Origin of the sequence: Clostridium sp. OM02-18AC, assembly GCF_003481825.1 — a bacterium.
Classification (GTDB): domain Bacteria; phylum Bacillota; class Clostridia; order Lachnospirales; family Lachnospiraceae; genus Brotaphodocola.
Genome location: NZ_QULW01000006.1, coordinates 30,978 through 51,687 on the forward strand (window position 1 = coordinate 30,978; position 20,710 = coordinate 51,687).

Here is a 20,710-nt window from a genome sequence, read left to right on the forward strand (position 1 = left end):
ACTAACCTACTTTCTTGAATTTCCGAATCTTGTTTCCTGTTTTTAAAACATGCAACGTGATTCTACATAATGTTACGAATTACTTATTTCTTCTTGTTTGCAACAGTCTTACGAGGACCTTTGCGGGTTCTTGCATTGGTTTTGGTCTTCTGACCACGAACCGGCAGACCTTTTCTATGACGGATTCCGCGATAGCAGCCAATCTCCTGCAGTCTCTTGATGTTCATAGCGATCTCTCTACGAAGATCACCCTCAACAGTCTGGGTCTCAGCAATAACAGCTGCCAGCTTCTTTACTTCGTCATCGGTCAGATCCTTAACACGAGTGTCAGGATTAACGCCAGCCTCAGCAAGGATACGGTTTGCACTTGTTCTACCGATTCCGTAGATGTAAGTCAGACCGATTTCAACACGTTTTTCTCTTGGTAAATCAACACCTGAAATACGAGCCATTTGCGTCGTAACCTCCTATAACTTTTTGTTTTTAACCTTGTCTCTGTTTGTGCTTAGGATTTTCACAGATTACTCTGATACTGCCTTTGCGTTTGATGATTTTGCACTTTTCGCAAATCGGTTTTACTGATGATCTCACCTTCACGGCAATTCTCCTTTCTACAGTTGCATATATCTGTCCAGATATATTGGTACAGCCGGGCTGGTTTTAGACAAACTTCACCCAGCATCTCAACAAAGTCGCCATGATATTATAACATCATGGTTTCTTTTATGCAAGTGTTTTTACAAATATTTTTACAATTTTTTATTTATAAAAGCGGATGCTTTTATAAGCTTATTTATCTCTCCAGATGATTCTGCCCTTGCTTAAATCATACGGAGACATCTCAAGGGTAACCTTATCGCCCGGCAGGATACGGATATAGTTCATACGCAGCTTACCGCTGATATGAGCCAGCACCTGATGACCATTCTCTAATTCTACCTGGAACATTGCGTTCGGCAGCTTCTCAACAACAGTTCCCTCGATTTCAATAACATCTGATTTCGACATATAATCAATTCCTCCTAAATACAACCGTGGCGTTCCACCCAGGTCTTGAGCGCGTTTCGGATTTCTTCATCAGTGGGAAGACCGCGAAAAAGCGGTGTCTTCCCTGCCTGAATATGTTTCTTGTTTTTCCGCTTCGGGTCGTCCACCTTGCGGGTGGTTCCATTTGCCATGGTAACGGATTTCCCTTCATCGGATATTACGATATAATACTGGTTTTTGTCATGCCCTGCAAGAGACTTTACCGGACAGTACCGCTCTATGTTCATCGCGCACCGCCTTTACAGAGATAAGATCTCCGGCTCACCGTCAGTAATGAGAATGGTATTCTCATAATGGGCAGACAAACTGCCGTCTTTCGTCACAACGGTCCAGTCATCATCCAGCCACTCTACATTCGGGGTACCGATGTTGATCATAGGCTCAACAGCCAGTGTCATGCCAGGAACCAGTTTGATGCCTTTGCGGTTCCGGGAGAAATTTGGCACCTCCGGATCCTCATGTAAATGAGAACCGATTCCGTGACCGACCAGATCGCGGACAACACCATATCCGAAGCTTTCTGCGTAAGCCTGGATTGCCGAAGAGACATCATTGAGATGATTGCCAGCTTTCGCGAACTTAATCCCCTCAAAGAAAGATTGTCTCGTGACATCGATCAGTTTCTGTGCCTCCGGACTGATCTGACCAACCGCATGGGTTCTTGCTGCATCGGAATGATATCCTTTGTAGATCACACCAGCATCCAGACTGACAATGTCGCCCTCTTGGATGATATGATGCTTATTCGGAATACCATGTACCACTTCATTGTTCACGGATACGCAGATGGATGCCGGGTAACCGTTATAATTCTTAAAGGAAGGAACACAACCGAATTCCCGGATCAGTTTTTCGCCCAGACGGTCAATGTCCAGCGTGGACATGCCTGGCTGAATGGCTTTTCCCAGTTCTTCGTGTACCTTTGCCAGAATTCTTCCAGCTTCCCGCATGAGTTCAATCTCTCTTGCAGATTTGATCGTTACGGCCATATTACGCCTCCAGGACAGCTTCAATGTCCTCAAATACTTTATTCAGATCCTGTGTTCCATCTACGGATTTCAGAATTCCTGCTTTTTTGTAGTAGTCAATCAGCGGCTGCGTCTGGTCGTGATAGACAGTCAGACGTTTCTTCACAGTCTCCGGCTTATCGTCGTCACGAAGCACAAGATTCTGACCACATGCATCGCAGACACCTTCTACCCTGGTCGGATTGTAAACAATGTGATAAGTAGCACCGCAGGAGAGGCATGCTCTTCTGCCGGACATACGATTAATGATGGATTCATCCGGAACGTCTACATCGATTGCAAAATCCATCTTCTGTCCCAGTTTGTTCAGTGCTTCGGTAAGGCTCTCTGCCTGCGGAATGGTTCTTGGGAAACCATCGAGCACATATCCGTTCTCGCAGTCAGCTTCTGCAATACGGTCTAACAGCATACCGATGGTTACATCATCCGGTACAAGCTGTCCCTGGTCCATGTAGGATTTTGCCTTCATGCCAAGCTCTGTGCCGCCCTTAATGTTAGCACGGAAAATATCTCCGGTGGAGATGTGCGGAATTCCATATTTCGCTGCAATCTTCTTTGCCTGGGTGCCTTTTCCGGCGCCCGGAGCACCTAACATGATGATCTTCATTCTGGTCTATCCTCCTATATACAAAAGAAGCTGCTGCCCTTACGCGTGCAGCAGCTTTCTCTTACGAACGCTTAATCATTTAAAAAACCTTTGTAATTTCGAACGATCATCTGGGATTCGATAGACTTGAGTGTCTCCAGGATAACGCTGACAATAATGATCAGGGAAGTACCCATGAAAGACAGACGGCTTACCGTAAACACTCCGGAAATGATGATCGGGATAATGCTGACAATGATCAGACCAATCGCACCGATAAATACGATGTAATTTAAGATCTTGTCAAGGTATTCAGAAGTCGGTTTACCTGGGCGGATACCCGGGATGAAACCGCCGGACTTCTTCATATTGTTTGCCACTTCCAGCGGATTGAAGGTGATGGATGTGTAGAAATATGCGAAAAGCACGATCAGCACAAGATAGATCACCAGTCCCACAGAATATGCCGGCATTTCCGGTCTGAACCAGTAAGAGGAGTTCAGAACCATCAGGATCTTACCACCAATGGTAGTGTAATCCGGATGGAAAAACTGTGCGATTACAATCGGGAAGGACATGATGGAGGAAGCAAAGATTACCGGGATGACACCTGCGGTGTTCACCTTTAACGGAATATGAGAAGCCTGGCCGCCCACTAACTTTCTGCCTACCATCTTTTTTGAATACTGAACCGGGATTCTGCGCTCGCCATCCTGAAGGATGATAACGAACACAACCATAGCTGCAAGGATCGCAATCATAATCAGTACGATCAATACAGTAGATCCGATGTTCTTGCTGTTGCTTAAGAATCTGGTGTACAGGGTGTTCACATCCTGCGGAAGGGAGGATACGATATTGAACAGCAGGACGATAGAAATACCATTGCCTACGCCCTTGTCTGTGATACGCTCACCGATCCACATCAGGAATGCGCTTCCTGCAGTCATGGTAACGACTGCAATGATCACGCTCCATACATCATAATTGATCAGAAGTCCCTGACCGCCGAAACCGACTGCCATACCGATGGACTCGATCAGTGCAAGTGCAACCGTTAAATAACGGGTGTACTCTGCGATCTTCTTACGACCATCCTCGCCGTCACGCTGCATTTCTTCCAGTTTCGGAATTGCAATCGTGAGCAGCTGCATGATGATGGAAGATGTAATGTACGGGGTGATGCTCAATGCGAAAATGGACATGGAGGCGAAGGATCCGCCTGTCATCGCATTGAAAAATCCAAATGCATCAGTGGACTGATTTGCAAAAAAGTTTGCAAAAAAGTCCGTCTTTACTCCAGGAATCGGCAGTTCAGATCCAAAACGGATTACCACCAGCATAAGGAAGGTGAAGATCAGTTTCGATCTGATCTCCTTGATCTTCCATGCATTTCGGAGTGTCTTTAACATATTAGATCACCTCGCAGGTTCCACCTAAAGCTTCAATCTTAGCCTTTGCACCCTCACTGAATGCATCTGCCTTTACGGTCAGCTTTTTGGTCAGTTCTCCATTACCCAGGATCTTAACGCCATCTCTCGGATTCTTAACGATTCCGCTCTCAAGAAGAGTCTCAACAGTAACAACTGCATCGTTCTCGAAGCACTCTAAAGCGCTTACGTTGATACCAACGATCACTTTGGTGTTACGGTTCTTGAAGCCTCTCTTCGGGAGACGTCTGTATAACGGCATCTGACCACCCTCGAAACCAGGTCTGGTTGCGCCGGAACGTGCTTTCTGACCCTTGTGGCCCTTACCAGCAGTCTTTCCGTTTCCGGAACCGTGACCGCGTCCTCTTCTGAAATTATCGCTATGCTTAGAACCTACAGCAGGCTGTAAATTGGATAAATCCATTGCACTGCACCTCCTTACTTCTATAATTAATTAGATTTCTTCTACCTTAACTAAATGCTTTACGTGCCAGATCATACCTCTGACAGCCTCATTATCCGGAAGTTCAACAGTCTTGTTGACTTTCTTCAGGCCCAGAGCCTCTACGGTAGCTTTCTGCTTCGGGATAGCACCGATCGGGGATTTGACTAACGTTACTTTTAACTTCTCTGCCATTTCATTACCCTCCTTAGCCTAAGATCTCTTCAACAGATTTGCCGCGAAGTTTTGCATACTCTTCCGGAGTCTTAAGCTGAGTCAGACCGTTGATCACTGCAAGAACAACGTTGGTCTTGTTGTTGGAGCCTAAAGACTTAGCACGGATGTTCTTGATACCAGCAAGCTCCAGTACGGAACGAGCCGGGCCACCAGCGATGATACCAGTACCTTCCGGAGCCTTCTTTAACAGTACAGAAGAGCTGCCGAACTTGCAGATGTGGTCGTGCGGGATACTCTTGTTCTCGTCAACCGGAACCTCTACCAGGTTCTTCATAGCTGCTTCTCTTCCTTTGCGGATTGCTTCCGGAACTTCACCAGCTTTACCAAGACCTGCACCTACGTGACCATTGCCATCACCTACTACTACCAGAGCAGAGAATCTCATGGTACGTCCACCTTTTACGGTTTTGGATACACGCTTGATTGCTACTACATTGTCATTTAATTCAAACTGACTTGGGTCAATAATTGTACGCTTCATGCCGTTCTCCTCTCTACTAGAATTTCAGACCAGCTTCACGAGCTGCGTCTGCAAGTGCCTGGATCTTACCCTGGTAAATGAAACCGCCTCTATCGAAAACGACTTCCTCAATACCCTTCTCCAGAGCTCTCTTAGCGATCAGAGTTCCAACATAAGTTGCTGCTGCAGTGTCATTGGTGTGCTCAAGCTCAGCCTTAACTGCCTTCTCATTGGTGGATGCTGCTACCAGAGTATTGCCGACTGTGTCGTCAATAATCTGAGCATACATATGATTATTACTTCTGAAAACAGCCAGACGCGGTCTCTCTGCAGTACCTGCAAAGCGATTACGTAATCTGGTATGCTTTTTAACGCGAATTTCGCTTCTTGATTTCTTACTAACCATCTTTGTACTCTCCTTAATTATTTCTTACCAGTCTTACCAACTTTACGTCTGATAGTCTCATCAGCATACTTGATACCCTTGCCCTTATACGGCTCAGGTCTTCTCTTATCTCTGATCTCTGCAGCGTACTGGCCAACTTTTTCTTTATCGATACCTTTAACCGTGATCTTATTCTGGCCGTCCAGAACAGTCTCAAGACCTTCCGGATCTTCCATCTCTACCGGATGGGAGTAGCCCAGGTTAAGGGTTAATTTCTTGCCCTGCTTAGATGCTCTGTAACCTACACCGTTTACTTCCAGAACTTTCTCGTAGCCAGCGGTAACACCAACTACCATGTTATTGATCAGGGTTCTGGTCAGACCATGTAAAGATTTCATCTTCTTTAAGTCATTCGGTCTGGTTACAACAATATGTCCATCTTCTTCCTTGATGTCCATCTCTACCGGTAACTCTCTCTCAAGGGTTCCCTTAGGACCTTTTACAGTCACTTTATTATTCTCTGCAATCGTTACAGTTACACCTGCCGGGATTGCGATTGGCATTCTTCCGATACGTGACATGCCATTTACCTCCTACTTAAATTTTCGGAAAACGCTCTGTGCGTTTTCTGTTTTCAGTTACATAATATATAGAAGTAGCTTCGCGGCAACGAATTACCAAACGAATGCTAATACCTCTCCGCCTACGCCCAGACGACGTGCTTCCTTATCGGTGATAACGCCCTGGTTGGTAGAAATGATTGCGATTCCCAGACCGCCAAGTACTCTAGGAAGGTCCTCTTTATTAGCGTATACACGCAGACCCGGTTTGGAAATTCTCTTGATGCCGCTGATGATCTTCTCATTCTTATCTGCACCGTACTTTAAGGTGATGCGGATGGTCTTGAATGCGCCGTCCTCAACGATATCGTATTTTGCAATGTAACCCTCTTTTACCAGGATGTCTGCGATAGCAAGTTTCATCTTGGAAGACGGTACGTCAACAGTGTCATGTTTAGCAGTGTTTGCGTTACGGATTCTTGTAAGCATATCTGCGATCGGATCACTCATAGTCATGATGGATAATTCCTCCTTAATATTGTTAGTTGGTTTCCTTTTTGTTGGACCTCACTCCTTCGAAACTTACAGGCACCACAGGGGGGGCTTATAAGTTTCGGGAGGGACATCTGCTGATTTGTTTTGGCTGTGGTGTTTCCACGTGAGCCACAGCGTCACTCAACTAAGCTCATGCGGCGCTGCGTGGCAGCTTGCATTCGCTAAGATTCGTGACGGGCTTTCGCACTAAATTCGTGCTCTGCGCACTCATTAAGTGCTCAATGCCTACCAGCTTGCCTTCTTAACACCCGGGATCTGGCCCTTATATGCCAGCTCACGGAAGCAGATACGGCAGATGCCGTACTTTCTTAAATATGCATGCGGACGTCCACAGATTCTGCAACGATTGTACTCTCTGGTGGAGAACTTCGCCGGACGCTGCTGCTTAATCTTCATTGAAGTCTTAGCCATGGATCTTTCCTCCTGTTATTTTGCAAATGGCATATTGAATAATGTCAAAAGTTCACGAGCTTCTTCATCAGTCTTGGCAGTGGTAACGAAGATGATGTCCATACCTCTTACCTTGTCAACTTTATCGTATTCAATCTCAGGGAAGATCAACTGCTCTTTGATACCCAGAGCGTAGTTACCTCTGCCATCAAATGCATTCGGGTTAACACCGCGGAAGTCACGTACACGCGGCAGAGCCAGGTTGATCAGACGATCAACGAACTCGTACATCTTCTCACCACGAAGGGTAACTTTACATCCGATCGGCATACCTTCTCTGATTTTGAAGTTTGCAACGGACTTTTTAGCCTTAGTGGTAACTGCTTTCTGTCCGGTAATCAGCTCTAAATCTCTAACTGCAGAATCCAGAACCTTAGCATTGTCTTTTGCCTCACCAACGCCCATGTTGATAACGATCTTATCAAGCTTCGGGACTTCCATGATGTTCTTGTAACCAAATTTCTTAATCAGTGCGTCAACCATCTCGCTCTGATACTGTTCTTTTAATCTAGCCAACTCTCTGTTCCTCCTCTCTGCAATTAGTCGATTACTTTACCGGTTGCCTTAGCAACGCGGACTTTCTTACCATCTTTTACTTCAAAGCCAACACGGGTAGCTTTGCCATCAACAACCAGCATAACATTGGAAATGTCCATTGCTGCTTCCTGATTTACGATGCCGCCCTGCGGGTTTGCAGCGTTCGGTTTGGAGTGCTTGGTAACCATGTTGCAGCCCTCAACCAGAACTTTACCGCCCTTAACGCTCAGGACTTTACCGGTTTTGTCTTTATCTTTACCTGCGATAACCTTTACAAGGTCGTCTTTTTTAATTTTCTGCACAGCCAATACCTCCTTACAGTACTTCCGGAGCCAGAGATACGATCTTCATGAACTGCTTCTCACGTAATTCTCTTGCTACCGGTCCAAAGATACGGGTTCCTCTTGGGGTCTTGTCATCTTTGATAATAACTGCTGCGTTCTCATCGAACTTAATATAAGAACCGTCTTTTCTGCGTGCGCCCTTAACGGAACGAACAACAACGGCCTTAACAACATCGCCTTTCTTTACAACGCCGCCTGGTGTTGCATCTTTAACGGAAGCGACGATTACATCACCAATGTTAGCATATCTTCTTGTAGAGCCACCCATAACACGGATGCAAAGTAACTCTTTTGCTCCGGTGTTATCAGCAACCTTCAGTCTGGTTTCCTGCTGAATCATGCCTGATACTCCTTCCTGGATAACTTATTTAGCCTTCTCGATAATCTCAACCAGTCTCCATCTCTTGTCCTTGGACAGCGGTCTGGTTTCCATAACTTTAACGGTATCACCCTTGCCGCACTCGTTGTTCTCGTCATGAGCTTTTAACTTAACGGTCTTTTTTACGATCTTGCCGTATAAAGGATGTTTGATGTGGTCCTCGATTGCTACAACGATGGTCTTGTCCATCTTGTCGCTTACGACTTTACCTACGCGGGTTTTTCTTAAATTTCTTTCCACGGTCATGTTCTCCTTTCAAACCTTAAGCCAGTTTAGATTTCTCTGTAATAACAGTCTGAATTCTAGCGATATTCTTGCGAACCTCTTTGATTCTGCTGGTATTATCTAACTGGTTGGTTGCATTCTGGAATCTTAAGTTGAAAAGTTCTTTCTTTGCAGCTACTAATTCTTCCTGTAACTCAGCCGCTGATTTTGCCTTTAAACCTTCTACGAATTTATTAGTTTTCACTGTTATCACCGCCTTCTAAATCTGCTTTAGCAGCAATCTTACATTTGCATGGTAACTTGTGCATAGCAAGACGTAATGCCTCACGCGCGGTCTCCTCCGGAACACCAGCGATCTCGAACATTACTCTGCCCGGTTTAACAACTGCTACCCAGTACTCCAGAGCGCCCTTACCGGAACCCATTCGGGTCTCAGCCGGCTTAGCGGTTACCGGTTTGTCCGGGAAGATCTTGATCCAGACTTTACCACCACGTTTGATGTAACGGGTCATAGCAACACGGGCTGCCTCGATCTGGTTAGATTTGATCCAGCACGGCTCGGTAGCAACCAGACCGTACTCACCATAGTTAATTTTATTTCCTCTTAAAGCCTTACCGGTCATAGTTCCACGGAACTGTTTGCGGCGCTTTACTCTCTTAGGCATTAACATTATTTATCGCTCCCTTCCTTGTTTCCTCTAGTAGGAAGTACCTCGCCTTTGTAGATCCAAACCTTAACGCCAAGCTTGCCGTAGGTGGTATCTGCCTCAGCGAAACCATAGTCAATATCTGCTCTTAATGTCTGTAACGGAATGGTGCCCTCGCTGTAGAACTCGGTACGAGCGATATCAGCACCGCCAAGACGTCCGCCAACAGCAGTCTTGATTCCCTTAACGCCAGCCTTCATGGAACGACCCATGGTAGACTTCATAGCACGACGGAAGGAAACACGGTTTTCCAGCTGCTGTGCAATGTTCTCAGCTACTAACTGAGCATCGCGGTCCGGTCTCTTGATCTCTTTGATGTCGATAAATACTCTCTTGTCGGTGAGCTTCTGAACCTCTCCTCTGAGCTTCTCGATCTCTGCGCCGCCCTTACCGATTACAACGCCCGGTTTAGCGGTGAAGATGATGATCTTCACTCTGTCAGATGCTCTCTCGATCTCAATTTTGGAAACGCCAGCGCTATACAGTTTCTTCTTGAGGAATTTACGGATGTTGTAATCCTCAACGAGGCAATCAGCGAAGTTGCCTTCTGCATACCACTTGGAATCCCAGTCTTTAATAACACCGACTCTTAAGCCGTGCGGATTAACTTTCTGTCCCATAATTGCCTCCTCTTATCTCTCATTCAGCACAACAGTGATGTGGCTCATTCTCTTTTCGATTCTGTAAGCTCTGCCCTGTGCTCTCGGTTTTACTCTCTTCATGGTCGGTCCCTTGTTAGCAAAGCACTCCTCTACGTAAAGTTTTGCCGGATCCATGTTGTTGTTGTTCTCTGCATTAGCAATTGCAGATTCCAGTAATTTTTTAATTAAAGAAGAAGCATATCTTGGGTTGTAAGTTACAATACCAAGTGCGGTCTGTACATCTTTGCCTCTGATGGCATCTAATACGAAGCAAGCCTTCTGAACAGAAACACGTGCGTAAGATAACTTTGCGCTCGGTCTGGTGTCCTTCTGGGCATTTCTCTCTCTCTTAATCTGACTTCTATGTCCTTTAGCCATTGCTAATTAACCTCCTTTCAATCCTGACGATTATCGTTTGGATTTCTTCTCGTCTTTTCCATGTCCTCTGTAAGTTCTGGTAGCTACGAACTCACCCAGCTTGTGGCCAACCATATCCTCGGTAACATATACCGGAACATGCTTTCTGCCATCGTGAACTGCGATTGTATGTCCAACCATCTGCGGGAAGATTGTGGAACGGCGGGACCAGGTCTTGATTACCTGATGCTGTCCTGCTGCGTTCATTGCATCAACTTTTTTCAGTAAGTGTGCATCTGCAAATGGTCCTTTTTTTAATGAACGTGCCATAGGTTTTGTATCCTCCTTGAATTATTTAATGGTCTTGCCGTCGCGTCTTCTTACAATCAGCTTATTAGACTGCTTGTTTTTCTTTCTGGTCTTCAGACCCAGAGCAGGCTTGCCCCACGGAGTAGAAGGACCCGGACGACCGATACCAGTCTTACCTTCACCACCACCGTGTGGATGGTCATTCGGGTTCATAACGGAACCGCGAACTGTAGGACGGATACCCATATGACGTTTTCTACCAGCCTTACCAAGGTTAACAAGATTGTGCTCGCCGTTGCCAACAACACCGATGGTTGCGCGGCATACGATCGGAACCATTCTCATCTCGCCGGAAGGAAGTCTTAAGGTTGCATATTTGCCTTCTTTTGCCATAAGCTGAGCAGCGTTACCAGCGGAACGAACCAGCTGACCACCCTTGCCCGGATACAGCTCAATATTATGAATCTGCGCACCAACCGGAATGTTTGCCAGCGGTAAGCAGTTACCTACTTTAGCCTCTGCAGTCTCGCCGCTCATAACCTTCATGCCGTCGGTTAAACCAGCCGGAGCCAGGATATAAGCTTTCTCGCCGTCTGCATAGCAGATCAGTGCGATGTTTGCAGTTCTGTTCGGATCGTACTCGATACCGATAACGGTTGCCGGGATACCATCCTTGCTGTTTCTCTTGAAATCGATGATTCTGTATTTTCTTCTGGAACCGCCACCACGATGTCTAACGGTGATCTTACCCTGGTTGTTACGGCCAGCATTCTTCTTTAAAGAAGTAACCAGAGACTTCTCCGGGGTGGACTTGGTGATCTCACTGAAGTCAGAACCGGTCATATGTCTTCTGGAAGGTGTATATGGGTTGTATGTTTTAATTCCCATGACTTGAACTCCTTTCAATTCCGTACACGTCCGTGCGTTTTCAACGCACTCGCGTGTATCTCTTTATCACGGCGCAGTATATTCTTTTCACTGGCTGCCGTATAGTTTCTTTTCATTTCATCGCTCAACGAAGCTCGGCTTTCAGCCTCGCTAAGATTCGCGATGGGCTTTCGCACTAAATTCGTGCTCTGCGCACTCATTAAGTGCTCAATGCCTACAGACCTGCGAATACCTCGATCTCTTTGCTGTCCTCAGTTAACTGAACGATAGCTTTCTTGGTAGCAGCGGTCTTGCCGAAGGTCATACCACGTCTCTTGTTCTTGCCTTCGCTGTTCATGGTGTTTACACTCTTAACTTTGGTTCCCGGGAACATCTTCTCAACAGCCTCTTTGATCATGGACTTGTTCGCATCGGTGTGAACCAGGAAAGTGTATTTCTTCTCGCTCATTGCGTTCATGCTCTTCTCGGTAACAACCGGTTTCAGAATGACATCATAGTACTGAACGTTAGCCATTATGCGTACACCTCCTCGATATTTGCAACAGCAGCCTTGGTAGCTACTACGGTGTTGTATTTCAGAATGTCATATACGTTGATGGTATTGACATAAGCGGTCTTTACAGACGGGATGTTCTTAGCAGACTTAACAACGTTCTCGCTGTCCTCGCCAACTACTACCAGAGCCTTGTTAACCTTTAAGTTATTCAGAACGGTCTGGAATTTCTTGGTCTTGATCTCATCAAGTTTCAGCTCGTCAACAACGATGAACTTGTTCTCAAGCACTCTGCTGGTCAGTGCAGACTTCAGAGCAGCTCTCTTCTCTTTCTTGTTGAGTCTGATTGTGTAATCTCTTGGAGTCGGAGCGAATACGATACCGCCGCCGGTCCACTGCGGAGCTCTGGTTGAACCCTGACGTGCATGTCCGGTTCCTTTCTGTCTCCACGGTTTTCTACCGCCACCAGATACCTCAGAACGGGTTTTTGCTTTCTGAGTACCCTGACGATTGTTAGCAAGCTGTGCAACGACTGCCATGTGTACTAAGTGCTCGTTAACCTCAACACCGAATACAGCATCGTTTAAATCCATCTTGCCTACTTCATTACCTTCCATATTGTAAACAGATACGTTTGCCATCTGTGTGTTCCTCCTTTCTCGTCAAAGCTTACTTGGAAGCTTTCACTGTTTCTTTGATCGTTACTAAAGATTTCTTCGGTCCTGGAACAGCGCCCTTAACCAGAAGCAGATTGTTCTCAACGTCTACGCGGACAATCTCAAGGTTCTGAATGGTAACCTGCTTGGAACCCATATGTCCCGGCATGCCTTTACCCTTGAATACCTTGCTCGGATCAGAACAAGCACCGTTGGAACCCTGATGACGATGGAACTTAGAACCATGAGCCATAGGTCCTCTGTGCTGACCATGTCTCTTGATCGCGCCCTGGAAACCTTTACCTTTGGAAACAGCGGTTGCATCCACCTTATCGCCGTTAGCGAAGATGTCAGCTTTGATCTCGTCCTTTACAGAATACTCTTCTGCGTTCTCGAAACGGAACTCGCGGACGAATCTCTTGTAGGAAACACCTGCCTTGTCGAAGTGTCCCTTAACCGGTTTGCTAACCAGTTTTTCTCTCTTGTCTACAAAACCAACCTGAACTGCTTTGTAGCCATCGTTCTCAACGGTCTTAACCTGGGTTACTACACACGGGCCAGCCTGAAGAACGGTTACCGGAACTAACACGCCATCTTCGTTGAAGATCTGAGTCATTCCGACTTTGGTAGCTAAGATAGCTTTCTTCATTTCAATTTCCTCCTTACAGCGGATTACCTTTTACGGCAATCATACTAAAGCTTATTTCTGTTTCATTTTGATGTCGATATAAACACCAGCCGGCATTTCCAGTTTGCTCAGTGCATCAACTGTCTTCTGGCTCGGAGTGGTGATATCGATAAGTCTTTTGTGAGTTCTCTGCTCGAACTGCTCTCTGGAATCTTTGTACTTGTGTACCGCTCTCAGAATAGTTACTACCTCTTTCTTGGTCGGTAACGGTACCGGTCCGCTCACCTGAGCCCCTGTCTTCTTTACGGTCTCGATGATTTTTCCAGCAGACTGATCAACTAACTGATGATCATAAGCTTTTAATGTGATTCTCATTACTTGACTTGCCATAAAAAAAGTCGCCTCCTTTTCGCACTTTTGTTTGAAGTACGACAAGCGGTGACTGTACACATCTCCGTGTGTGTCGCGCGGACTACACACTGCGTTACTGCAATTACTCTTTTACTACAGCTGTTAAATTGGTACAGTGACTTGTCGTCAGTTTCCTAACTTGACATTCGCTCCACGGAAAACCTGCCATGTGGGCAGCAACCTCACGCTTCATCGCTATCATGTCACAGCCTTTGTATATTACCATAGTCTTTCCATAAAAGCAAGTGTTTTAGCCATTATTTTTATGTTTTTATTTGTATACAATCTGTTTCCCATTTCCCGGTCCAAACGGGTTTCTTCTATATATAATGGCATATCCGATCCATGTAAAAATGCAAAAGGGAAAGCAGCCGGTCTTTCAACTGTCCGCTTTCCCTTTTCTGGTCATTCCTGTCTAAACGCCTATCCGATGCCAGCGCTCACTTCCGGCACGTTCATGGTCCGGTTAGTCGTTATCCCATTCCGGTTCCTCCGGACTGCGGTAACTTCCACCATCCACGCTTTCGTCATCTTCTTTCACCAGAATGCCGCTGCTGTTCGTTTTGTATTTCACACCATTGCTGTCTTTCACCGTGGTGTTCTTCGCGATCTTTCCGGAGGTATTGACTACGTAGTTCTTGTAGCTGCTGCCGCTCGGAATGCTGTACACCTCATATTTACTTCCGGAATCTGCCTTCTGGAGTTTGCCCATATAATAAAGGTAATTATCGTATACCCCCGTATAGCCGCGTCCGGTGGAATTGAAATAGTAAGGCCAGGATACGCCGCCCTCCGTGATGTTGTACTTTCCCTTCAGCATACTGCTCTGAGCATAGGTTCCAAAATAATAAGCCGTATACTCACTTTCACTGCTGTTGGTATAAACCTTCTGAATGCCATAAACCGGAACACCATATTCATTAAACAGATAGGTATTGCCATTGATACGCTTCAAATCACTGCTTTTCGCGCTGCCCTTGGACGGACCAACCTCCGGAACTCCCTTGGAGTTAAAGTAGAACCATTCTACATCATGATCGTAATGCCCCTGCAGATATTCCGGCGGTTCCGTAGAATACCAGCCGGTACGAACTTTTCCATCGGTATCTACCAGACGATAATCCTCAATACTGTCCGATTCATCTCCAGTAACGCAGACCCAGCCCGTCTGGAGTGCTCCATCCTCCCGCAGGCAGTAATAAGTTCCATTGATCTTTTTCTGTTTGACGTTCGTTCCGTTTTCATTCGGCACAACTTTTTTGCCGTTCGTTCCAAAATAATACCAGTACTGGCCATCGTTTGCAGTCTCAAACGGTCCCGTGTGCTTCTCTTCATCCTGATATTCTTCCGGCGGAGTCAGTTTTTTCCATCCGGTTACCATGGCTCCGGCATCATCGCAGTAATACATATTGTCCAGGATCCATCCGGTTTCCATAACACCACTGTCTCCGAAATAATGGTACTGGCCATCGATCTGCACCCATTTGTCTTTTGCGCATTTTCCGTTGTTTCCAAAATAGTACCAGTCATAGCCGGATGTTTTCCGGCTGTTCGCTACCTGAAGCCACCTATTCGCAATCATGACACCACTGGCATCTACATAGTAATCATCGTTGTCGACCCATTTGTTTGTTGCCATGGCACCGCTGCTCTCCAGATAACGCCAGGTTCCGTCCTGAGCCTGACGCCATGCGTTCGTAACCTTACTTCCGTTATTATTATAGTATACCCAGTTACTGCCCTCCTGCGCCCAGCCGGTTGCCGCAAACGCAGTGATTCCAACTGTGCCAAAGCTCATAACCGCAGCCAGCATAACCATTGCAAAATTCTTTTTCTTCATATTATAAAGCTCCTTCGTATCATTGCGCCGCCGCTTCTTTTTGCAGGTCCATCCGAAACCGGCAATCATCCTTATTCAAGCGACCTTTATGCTTTCCATTTTAGCAATAATACACAGATTATTCAACCAATTCACACGAAATAGATTCTTACAAATTTCGGACAAATAACAATATAAGTATATGACAAGGGCCGTGTGAGTTGCCGAAAGGCAACTCACACGGCCCTATTAAAGTGAATCAAATGGTTACTCTGTTTTATACCTCAAACATCAGATCACCATAGCTCGGGAATGGCCACAGATCTTTGTCTACGATCATCTCCAGCTTATCAGCCGGTGCACGGAGTGCTGCCATAGCCGGAACAACCTTGTCATGGTAAGCACGAGCCTGTGCCTCTGCACCGGAAACACCTGCTGTTTCCTCCGTAATGTCGGTCAGTGCTGCCAGAGCCACTTTCATGTCAGACAGCAGTGCAGAAGTTTCGGTAAGCAGTTCTGTCTGCACACTGGTATCTGCCTCTGGACATGCAGCCTTGACTGCTCCCAGGGAACCTGCCAGCTGGGTTGTGTACTTGATAACTGCCGGGATGATCTGCTTGCTTGCCATATCGATCATGGTCTTTGCTTCAATGTTGATCATCTTGGAATATGCCTCGTACTCAACCTCGGCGCGGGACTCCAGCTCTGCCTTGGTGAATACGCCAAAGGATTCATACAGCTTCACAGCCTTATCGGTGGTGATAGCCGGGATTGCATCTACCATGGAGCGGATGTTCGGAAGGCCGCGTCTCTCTGCTTCTTCTACCCATGCATCGGAATAGCCGTTGCCGTTGAAGATGATGCGCTTATGATCGCGGAACAGCTTCTTGATCATGTCATGAACTGCAGTATCAAAATCCTCTGCCTTTTCGAGTTCATCTGCTGCTTCCTTAAATGCCTCAGCCACAATGGTATTCAGCACTACGTTTGCCGGAGCGACAGAATCCGAAGATCCCACCATACGGAACTCAAATTTATTTCCGGTAAATGCAAACGGTGAAGTACGGTTACGGTCGGTTGCATCTTTGTCCAGATCCGGAAGGGTTGCAACGCCGGTCTTTAAGGTACCGCCGGTCTTGGAATGGGTTGCCTCACCGGTGCTGCACAGCTGATCGATGACATCCTCCAGCTGCTCACCTAAGAATACAGAGATGATGGCTGGCGGTGCCTCATTTGCACCCAGACGATGATCGTTTCCGATATCGGCTGCGGATTCACGAAGCAGGTCTGCGTGGGTATCCACTGCCTTTAAGATGCAGGCCAGAACCAGAAGGAACTGGATATTTTCATGAGGGGTATCACCCGGATTTAACAGGTTCACGCCGTCATCGGAAGTCAGGGACCAGTTGTTATGCTTACCGGAACCATTGACACCTGCGAACGGTTTCTCATGAAGCAGGCAGGTAAGGCCCTGACGGCCGGCAACCTTCTTTAAGGTTTCCATGACCATCTGGTTGTGGTCTACTGCCAGGTTTGCCTGATCGTAGATCGGAGCCAGCTCATGCTGTGCCGGAGCAACCTCATTGTGCTGGGTCTTGGAGGTAACACCAAGCTTCCAGAGTTCCTCGTTGACTGCCTTCATGTAAGCACCGATACGCTCACGGATTGCACCAAAGTAATGGTCATCCAGTTCCTGTCCCTTAGGAGGCATTGCGCCAAATAAGGTACGGCCGGTGTAGATCAGGTCTTTTCTCTGTAAATATTTCTGGCGGTCTACGATAAAATACTCCTGCTCTGGTCCAACCGACGGGCATACACGCTTTGCGGTTGTATTGCCGAAGAGTCTTAAGATTCTTAAGGACTGCTCATCAATCGCCTGCATGGAACGAAGAAGCGGGGTCTTCTGATCCAGTGCTTCACCGGTATAAGAACAGAATGCAGTTGGGATGCAAAGAGTTACGCCACATGCATCTTCTCTTAAGAATGCCGGGGAAGTGCAGTCCCATGCGGTATAGCCTCTTGCCTCGAAGGTAGCACGCAGACCGCCTGAAGGGAAGGAAGATGCATCCGGCTCACCTTTGATCAGCTCTTTGCCGGAGAATTCCATGATTACCTTTCCCTCTGAATCTGGTGCAGAAATGAAGGAATCATGCTTCTCAGCAGTTACACCAGTCAGCGGCTGGAACCAGTGGGTATAATGGGTTGCTCCTCTTTCGATGGCCCAGTCCTTCATTGCATGTGCAACTACATCTGCAATGGATGGATCCAGCTCAGCACCATCTTCGATGGTCTTTTTCATTTTCTTGAAAACGCTCTTTGGTAAGCGTTCTCTCATAACGGTTTCGTTGAAGACGTTCTTGCCAAAAATCTCAGCTACATTTACGATTTCGCTCATAGACTTTTCCTTCCTCTCATTAGAATTGCCGTTCCCGGTTTTCTCATCCTGCCCTAACTTATTTTTATGTATACTTAATTTTCTTAAGTCGGGTTCCAGGTTAAAAAAAATGGTGTTCTTCCTTTCTGGAAGAACACCATCGTTCCCTTCTTAAAATAAACCATTAGTTTGGAAAAAGCAAGTGTTTTTTTGCATTTTCCAGTATTTTTTTCAAAGCACTGAAATTCAGGCTTTTCCAACGGAACCGAACAGTTCCATCTTCTCTTTTACAGTTGCCTTGATTGCCTCTGCTCCCGGTGCAAGCAGCTTACGCGGATCGAAGCCTTTGCCTTCCAGATCTTTGCCTGCTTCAATATACTTACGGGTTGCATCAGCAAACGATAACTGGCACTCGGTGTTTACGTTGATTTTTGCTACGCCAAGGTCAATCGCTTTCTTGATCATGTCAGCCGGGATACCGGTACCGCCATGCAGAACAAGCGGCATATCGCCAACCTTCTCTTTGACTGCTGCGAGCGTCTCAAAGCTTAAGCCCTTCCAGTTTGCCGGATATTTGCCGTGGATGTTGCCGATACCTGCTGCCAGGAAGTCTACGCCGAGATCTGCAATCATCTTACACTCGTTCGGATCTGCGCACTCGCCCATACCGATTACGCCATCTTCCTCACCACCGATGGAGCCTACCTCAGCCTCGATGGAAAGTCCCATAGCATGAGCAACTTTTACCAGTTCTTTGGTCTTCTCTACGTTCTCCTCGATTGCATAATGGGAACCATCAAACATGATGGAGGAGAAACCAGCCTTGATGCATTTGTAGCAGCCATCGTAAGTGCCGTGGTCTAAGTGCAGTGCTACCGGAACGGTAATGTTCATTTCCTCGATCATGGCTTTTACCATTGCGGAAACAGTCTTAAAGCCGGTCATATATTTGCCTGCGCCCTCGGACACGCCCAGAATAACTGGGGAGTTTAACTCCTGTGCGGTTGCAAGGATTGCCTTGGTCCACTCCAGGTTGTTGATGTTGAACTGACCTACTGCATAGTGTCCTTCTACTGCTTTTTTCAGCATTTCTGTTGCAGATACTAACATGTTCAAAACCTCCGTTTTTCTATAGTTTTGCCGCAATGCCTGTCCCAAACCAGACACCCTCTGTAACGGACTTACATTTTGTTACTGCGGCTACTGTCTCTATTATAGTACAAAAACTAATTTTTGTGAAGCATATAACAGGATTGTCTACAGCCCAAGAATTTCTGCCACATTCTTCTCCATGTCTGCCGCGTCGCACTCTCTGGTATGACGGATCTTTGCGTTGCGGATTTCTTCCACAGCACGCGGGATTGCCACACCGGATGCTTTGCACAGCGCATCGATGGATGCAAATTCATCGGTGTCTGCCTCCTTGCCTGTCACCGCTGCCATAACGCTGTGGGAGAACTTGTACGGACTTGCAGTAGACGCAATGACCGTCGGCGTCTTGTCTCCGGTTTCTTCCACATACTTTTTATATACGCAGGAAGCGACTCCGGTATGCGTATCAATGATATATCCGGTTTCATCTGCCAGATGCTTAATGCCTGCAGCATTCTCTGTCTCTGTTGCATAGCCACCCACAAAGTCTTTCATGAACGCTTTCATGGAATCCGTTACCGTGTAGGCACCCTGCGTGCTTAAATCTTCCATAAGCTTCTTATTTGCAGCCGCGTCACAGCCGGTGCTTAAGTAAATAAGGCGCTCTAAGTTGCTGGAGATCAGGATATCCATGGACGGGGAGTTGGTCAGGATAAATGCCCTCTTGCGGTCATAAGTACCGGTCTTAAAGAAGTCGTAAAGAACCTTGTTGTCGTTGGAAGCACAGATCAGGGTCTTGATCGGCACGCCCATCTGTTTTGCCAGATATGCAGCAAGAATGTTTCCAAAGTTTCCAGTCGGAACTGTCACGTTGATGAGATCGCCATTCTGGATCTCGCCGTTTAATAGCAGTTTTGCATAAGCGTAAACATAGTAAACAACCTGCGGAACCAGACGGCCAATGTTGATGGAGTTTGCAGAAGAAAGCTGGAAGCCCTTTGCTGCCAGTTTTTCCGCAAATGCCTTATCACCGAAAATTTTCTTAACACCAGTCTGGGCGTCATCGAAATTACCATGAATGGAAACAACCGCAGTATTTTCGCCTTTCTGGGTTACCATCTGCAGTTCCTGTACTTTGCTGACACCACCCTTCGGATAGAAGACAATGATGCGAGTTCCCGGTACATCTGCAAAACCTGCCATAGCAGCCTTACCGGTATCACCGGAAGTGGCCGTTAAGATTACGATCTCATTTTCCACATGATTTTTCTTTGCAGAAGTGGTCATAAGATATGGAAGAATGGACAATGCCATGTCTTTGAACGCAATCGTGCTTCCATGGAACAATTCCAGATAGTAAGCACCGTCTGCCTTTACAAGCGGAGCAATCTCCTCCGTATCGAACTTGCTGTCATATGCGTGATCGATGCAGTAACGCAGCTCTTCTTCTGTAAAGTCTGTCAAGAACTGCTTCATAACACGGTATGCCGTCTCCTGGTAAGTCATGCCAGCCAGTTCTTCCATAGATACATCCAGTTTCGGAATCGAAGTCGGCATGAATAATCCGCCATCCTCTGCCAGTCCCTTCAAAATAGCCTGGGATGCTGTCAGTCCGCTTTCGCCGCCTCTTGTGCTCTGATATGTTAAATTCATAGCTTTTTCCTTTCTCC

General features: G+C 46.6%; 32 protein-coding genes. All 32 read right to left on the reverse strand.

Annotated elements, in window-relative coordinates; all coding sequences use genetic code 11:
• Window positions 1-83 precede the first annotated feature (83 nt).
• The 32 genes from rpsM to thrC all read right to left on the reverse strand — a co-directional run bounded on the left by rpsM (window position 84) and on the right by thrC (window position 20,693).
• Window positions 84-452, reverse strand: a complete 369-nt coding sequence (gene rpsM, locus DXB18_RS05665) for a 30S ribosomal protein S13 (RefSeq protein ID WP_118540154.1) — start codon at window positions 450-452, stop codon at window positions 84-86.
• Between the two features lie 31 nt (window positions 453-483).
• Window positions 484-597, reverse strand: coding sequence for a 50S ribosomal protein L36 (gene rpmJ / locus DXB18_RS05670; protein ID WP_003497809.1), 114 nt, complete (start codon window positions 595-597; stop codon window positions 484-486).
• A 192-nt stretch (window positions 598-789) separates the two neighbouring features.
• Complete coding sequence (gene infA / locus DXB18_RS05675) at window positions 790-1,008, reverse strand: translation initiation factor IF-1 (protein WP_118533418.1); 219 nt, start codon at window positions 1,006-1,008, stop codon at window positions 790-792.
• A 14-nt stretch (window positions 1,009-1,022) separates the two neighbouring features.
• Window positions 1,023-1,274, reverse strand: coding sequence for a hypothetical protein (locus DXB18_RS05680; protein WP_118540155.1), 252 nt, complete (start codon window positions 1,272-1,274; stop codon window positions 1,023-1,025).
• Between the two features lie 12 nt (window positions 1,275-1,286).
• Window positions 1,287-2,036 carry a type I methionyl aminopeptidase gene (gene map / locus DXB18_RS05685; RefSeq protein ID WP_118540156.1) on the reverse strand — a complete coding sequence of 250 codons (750 nt, stop codon included), beginning with the start codon at window positions 2,034-2,036 and terminating at the stop codon, window positions 1,287-1,289.
• Between the two features lies 1 nt (window position 2,037).
• Entirely contained in the window at window positions 2,038-2,682 is a 645-nt protein-coding gene (locus DXB18_RS05690; RefSeq protein WP_118540157.1) for an adenylate kinase, read from the reverse strand.
• A gap of 71 nt (window positions 2,683-2,753) precedes the next feature.
• A complete protein-coding gene (gene secY / locus DXB18_RS05695) occupies window positions 2,754-4,073 on the reverse strand; it encodes a preprotein translocase subunit SecY (RefSeq protein ID WP_118706513.1) in 1,320 nt (439 codons plus the stop codon).
• A gap of 1 nt (window position 4,074) precedes the next feature.
• A complete protein-coding gene (gene rplO, locus DXB18_RS05700) occupies window positions 4,075-4,515 on the reverse strand; it encodes a 50S ribosomal protein L15 (protein ID WP_118540159.1) in 441 nt (146 codons plus the stop codon).
• A gap of 30 nt (window positions 4,516-4,545) precedes the next feature.
• Complete coding sequence (rpmD, locus tag DXB18_RS05705; protein ID WP_118533430.1) at window positions 4,546-4,728, reverse strand: 50S ribosomal protein L30; 183 nt, start codon at window positions 4,726-4,728, stop codon at window positions 4,546-4,548.
• Window positions 4,729-4,741: 13 nt separating this feature from the next.
• The gene (gene rpsE, locus DXB18_RS05710; RefSeq protein ID WP_118540160.1) at window positions 4,742-5,251 is read right to left on the reverse strand and encodes a 30S ribosomal protein S5; all 510 of its coding nucleotides are present in this window, start codon (window positions 5,249-5,251) and stop codon (window positions 4,742-4,744) included.
• Window positions 5,252-5,267: 16 nt separating this feature from the next.
• On the reverse strand, window positions 5,268-5,636 hold the full coding sequence (gene rplR / locus DXB18_RS05715; protein ID WP_118540161.1) for a 50S ribosomal protein L18: 369 nt from the start codon (window positions 5,634-5,636) through the stop codon (window positions 5,268-5,270).
• A gap of 17 nt (window positions 5,637-5,653) precedes the next feature.
• Complete coding sequence (gene rplF / locus DXB18_RS05720) at window positions 5,654-6,196, reverse strand: 50S ribosomal protein L6 (protein WP_118540162.1); 543 nt, start codon at window positions 6,194-6,196, stop codon at window positions 5,654-5,656.
• A gap of 93 nt (window positions 6,197-6,289) precedes the next feature.
• Window positions 6,290-6,691 (reverse strand): 30S ribosomal protein S8, encoded by a 402-nt coding sequence (rpsH, locus tag DXB18_RS05725; protein WP_118540163.1) that lies wholly within the window; start codon window positions 6,689-6,691, stop codon window positions 6,290-6,292.
• A gap of 264 nt (window positions 6,692-6,955) precedes the next feature.
• Window positions 6,956-7,141: a type Z 30S ribosomal protein S14 gene (locus DXB18_RS05730; RefSeq protein ID WP_002566501.1), complete on the reverse strand. Its 186-nt coding sequence runs from the start codon at window positions 7,139-7,141 to the stop codon at window positions 6,956-6,958.
• Window positions 7,142-7,156: 15 nt separating this feature from the next.
• Window positions 7,157-7,696, reverse strand: coding sequence for a 50S ribosomal protein L5 (gene rplE, locus DXB18_RS05735; protein WP_118533440.1), 540 nt, complete (start codon window positions 7,694-7,696; stop codon window positions 7,157-7,159).
• A 23-nt stretch (window positions 7,697-7,719) separates the two neighbouring features.
• Window positions 7,720-8,019, reverse strand: a complete 300-nt coding sequence (rplX, locus tag DXB18_RS05740) for a 50S ribosomal protein L24 (RefSeq protein ID WP_118533442.1) — start codon at window positions 8,017-8,019, stop codon at window positions 7,720-7,722.
• A gap of 13 nt (window positions 8,020-8,032) precedes the next feature.
• Window positions 8,033-8,401 (reverse strand): 50S ribosomal protein L14, encoded by a 369-nt coding sequence (rplN, locus tag DXB18_RS05745; RefSeq protein WP_118533444.1) that lies wholly within the window; start codon window positions 8,399-8,401, stop codon window positions 8,033-8,035.
• A gap of 24 nt (window positions 8,402-8,425) precedes the next feature.
• On the reverse strand, window positions 8,426-8,686 hold the full coding sequence (rpsQ, locus tag DXB18_RS05750) for a 30S ribosomal protein S17 (protein WP_118533445.1): 261 nt from the start codon (window positions 8,684-8,686) through the stop codon (window positions 8,426-8,428).
• 16 nt (window positions 8,687-8,702) lie between these two features.
• Window positions 8,703-8,909, reverse strand: coding sequence for a 50S ribosomal protein L29 (rpmC, locus tag DXB18_RS05755; protein ID WP_118533447.1), 207 nt, complete (start codon window positions 8,907-8,909; stop codon window positions 8,703-8,705).
• A complete protein-coding gene (gene rplP, locus DXB18_RS05760) occupies window positions 8,899-9,336 on the reverse strand; it encodes a 50S ribosomal protein L16 (protein ID WP_118540164.1) in 438 nt (145 codons plus the stop codon). The genes rpmC and rplP overlap by 11 nt, the downstream gene beginning before the upstream one ends.
• The gene (rpsC, locus tag DXB18_RS05765; RefSeq protein ID WP_118540165.1) at window positions 9,336-9,992 is read right to left on the reverse strand and encodes a 30S ribosomal protein S3; all 657 of its coding nucleotides are present in this window, start codon (window positions 9,990-9,992) and stop codon (window positions 9,336-9,338) included. The genes rplP and rpsC overlap by 1 nt, the downstream gene beginning before the upstream one ends.
• Window positions 9,993-10,004: 12 nt before the next feature.
• Window positions 10,005-10,391 (reverse strand): 50S ribosomal protein L22, encoded by a 387-nt coding sequence (rplV, locus tag DXB18_RS05770; protein WP_118533453.1) that lies wholly within the window; start codon window positions 10,389-10,391, stop codon window positions 10,005-10,007.
• Window positions 10,392-10,421: 30 nt separating this feature from the next.
• Complete coding sequence (rpsS, locus tag DXB18_RS05775) at window positions 10,422-10,700, reverse strand: 30S ribosomal protein S19 (protein ID WP_006782235.1); 279 nt, start codon at window positions 10,698-10,700, stop codon at window positions 10,422-10,424.
• 21 nt (window positions 10,701-10,721) lie between these two features.
• A complete protein-coding gene (rplB, locus tag DXB18_RS05780; protein ID WP_118540166.1) occupies window positions 10,722-11,567 on the reverse strand; it encodes a 50S ribosomal protein L2 in 846 nt (281 codons plus the stop codon).
• Between the two features lie 214 nt (window positions 11,568-11,781).
• Entirely contained in the window at window positions 11,782-12,081 is a 300-nt protein-coding gene (gene rplW / locus DXB18_RS05785; protein ID WP_118533457.1) for a 50S ribosomal protein L23, read from the reverse strand.
• On the reverse strand, window positions 12,081-12,701 hold the full coding sequence (gene rplD, locus DXB18_RS05790) for a 50S ribosomal protein L4 (RefSeq protein ID WP_118540167.1): 621 nt from the start codon (window positions 12,699-12,701) through the stop codon (window positions 12,081-12,083). Before rplD ends, rplW begins: the two co-directional genes overlap by 1 nt.
• Before the next feature lie 28 nt (window positions 12,702-12,729).
• A complete protein-coding gene (gene rplC, locus DXB18_RS05795) occupies window positions 12,730-13,365 on the reverse strand; it encodes a 50S ribosomal protein L3 (protein WP_118540168.1) in 636 nt (211 codons plus the stop codon).
• A gap of 51 nt (window positions 13,366-13,416) precedes the next feature.
• On the reverse strand, window positions 13,417-13,734 hold the full coding sequence (gene rpsJ, locus DXB18_RS05800; protein WP_118533463.1) for a 30S ribosomal protein S10: 318 nt from the start codon (window positions 13,732-13,734) through the stop codon (window positions 13,417-13,419).
• Between the two features lie 487 nt (window positions 13,735-14,221).
• Entirely contained in the window at window positions 14,222-15,595 is a 1,374-nt protein-coding gene (locus DXB18_RS05805; protein ID WP_118706641.1) for a cell wall-binding protein, read from the reverse strand.
• A gap of 256 nt (window positions 15,596-15,851) precedes the next feature.
• Window positions 15,852-17,969 (reverse strand): glutamine synthetase III, encoded by a 2,118-nt coding sequence (locus tag DXB18_RS05810; RefSeq protein WP_118706515.1) that lies wholly within the window; start codon window positions 17,967-17,969, stop codon window positions 15,852-15,854.
• A gap of 225 nt (window positions 17,970-18,194) precedes the next feature.
• Window positions 18,195-19,058: a class II fructose-1,6-bisphosphate aldolase gene (fba, locus tag DXB18_RS05815; RefSeq protein ID WP_118706517.1), complete on the reverse strand. Its 864-nt coding sequence runs from the start codon at window positions 19,056-19,058 to the stop codon at window positions 18,195-18,197.
• A 147-nt stretch (window positions 19,059-19,205) separates the two neighbouring features.
• Window positions 19,206-20,693, reverse strand: a complete 1,488-nt coding sequence (gene thrC, locus DXB18_RS05820; protein WP_118706519.1) for a threonine synthase — start codon at window positions 20,691-20,693, stop codon at window positions 19,206-19,208.
• Between the last annotated feature and the right edge of the window lie 17 nt (window positions 20,694-20,710).

Coding starts and splice junctions, on each gene's coding strand:
- rpsM (WP_118540154.1), bottom strand. CDS start 452: ATGGCTCGTATTTCAGGTGTTGATTTACCAAGAGAAAAACGTGTTGAA.
- infA (WP_118533418.1), bottom strand. CDS start 1,008: ATGTCGAAATCAGATGTTATTGAAATCGAGGGAACTGTTGTTGAGAAG.
- DXB18_RS05680 (WP_118540155.1), bottom strand. CDS start 1,274: ATGAACATAGAGCGGTACTGTCCGGTAAAGTCTCTTGCAGGGCATGAC.
- map (WP_118540156.1), bottom strand. CDS start 2,036: ATGGCCGTAACGATCAAATCTGCAAGAGAGATTGAACTCATGCGGGAA.
- DXB18_RS05690 (WP_118540157.1), bottom strand. CDS start 2,682: ATGAAGATCATCATGTTAGGTGCTCCGGGCGCCGGAAAAGGCACCCAG.
- secY (WP_118706513.1), bottom strand. CDS start 4,073: ATGTTAAAGACACTCCGAAATGCATGGAAGATCAAGGAGATCAGATCG.
- rplO (WP_118540159.1), bottom strand. CDS start 4,515: ATGGATTTATCCAATTTACAGCCTGCTGTAGGTTCTAAGCATAGCGAT.
- rpmD (WP_118533430.1), bottom strand. CDS start 4,728: ATGGCAGAGAAGTTAAAAGTAACGTTAGTCAAATCCCCGATCGGTGCT.
- rpsE (WP_118540160.1), bottom strand. CDS start 5,251: ATGAAGCGTACAATTATTGACCCAAGTCAGTTTGAATTAAATGACAAT.
- rplR (WP_118540161.1), bottom strand. CDS start 5,636: ATGGTTAGTAAGAAATCAAGAAGCGAAATTCGCGTTAAAAAGCATACC.
- rplF (WP_118540162.1), bottom strand. CDS start 6,196: ATGTCACGTATCGGAAGAATGCCAATCGCAATCCCGGCAGGTGTAACT.
- rpsH (WP_118540163.1), bottom strand. CDS start 6,691: ATGACTATGAGTGATCCGATCGCAGATATGCTTACAAGAATCCGTAAC.
- DXB18_RS05730 (WP_002566501.1), bottom strand. CDS start 7,141: ATGGCTAAGACTTCAATGAAGATTAAGCAGCAGCGTCCGGCGAAGTTC.
- rplN (WP_118533444.1), bottom strand. CDS start 8,401: ATGATTCAGCAGGAAACCAGACTGAAGGTTGCTGATAACACCGGAGCA.
- rpsQ (WP_118533445.1), bottom strand. CDS start 8,686: ATGACCGTGGAAAGAAATTTAAGAAAAACCCGCGTAGGTAAAGTCGTA.
- rplP (WP_118540164.1), bottom strand. CDS start 9,336: ATGTTAATGCCTAAGAGAGTAAAGCGCCGCAAACAGTTCCGTGGAACT.
- rpsC (WP_118540165.1), bottom strand. CDS start 9,992: ATGGGACAGAAAGTTAATCCGCACGGCTTAAGAGTCGGTGTTATTAAA.
- rplV (WP_118533453.1), bottom strand. CDS start 10,391: ATGGCTAAAGGACATAGAAGTCAGATTAAGAGAGAGAGAAATGCCCAG.
- rpsS (WP_006782235.1), bottom strand. CDS start 10,700: ATGGCACGTTCATTAAAAAAAGGACCATTTGCAGATGCACACTTACTG.
- rplB (WP_118540166.1), bottom strand. CDS start 11,567: ATGGGAATTAAAACATACAACCCATATACACCTTCCAGAAGACATATG.
- rplW (WP_118533457.1), bottom strand. CDS start 12,081: ATGGCTAACGTTCAGTACTATGATGTCATTCTGAAACCGGTTGTTACC.
- rplD (WP_118540167.1), bottom strand. CDS start 12,701: ATGGCAAACGTATCTGTTTACAATATGGAAGGTAATGAAGTAGGCAAG.
- rplC (WP_118540168.1), bottom strand. CDS start 13,365: ATGAAGAAAGCTATCTTAGCTACCAAAGTCGGAATGACTCAGATCTTC.
- rpsJ (WP_118533463.1), bottom strand. CDS start 13,734: ATGGCAAGTCAAGTAATGAGAATCACATTAAAAGCTTATGATCATCAG.
- DXB18_RS05805 (WP_118706641.1), bottom strand. CDS start 15,595: ATGAAGAAAAAGAATTTTGCAATGGTTATGCTGGCTGCGGTTATGAGC.
- DXB18_RS05810 (WP_118706515.1), bottom strand. CDS start 17,969: ATGAGCGAAATCGTAAATGTAGCTGAGATTTTTGGCAAGAACGTCTTC.
- fba (WP_118706517.1), bottom strand. CDS start 19,058: ATGTTAGTATCTGCAACAGAAATGCTGAAAAAAGCAGTAGAAGGACAC.
- thrC (WP_118706519.1), bottom strand. CDS start 20,693: ATGAATTTAACATATCAGAGCACAAGAGGCGGCGAAAGCGGACTGACA.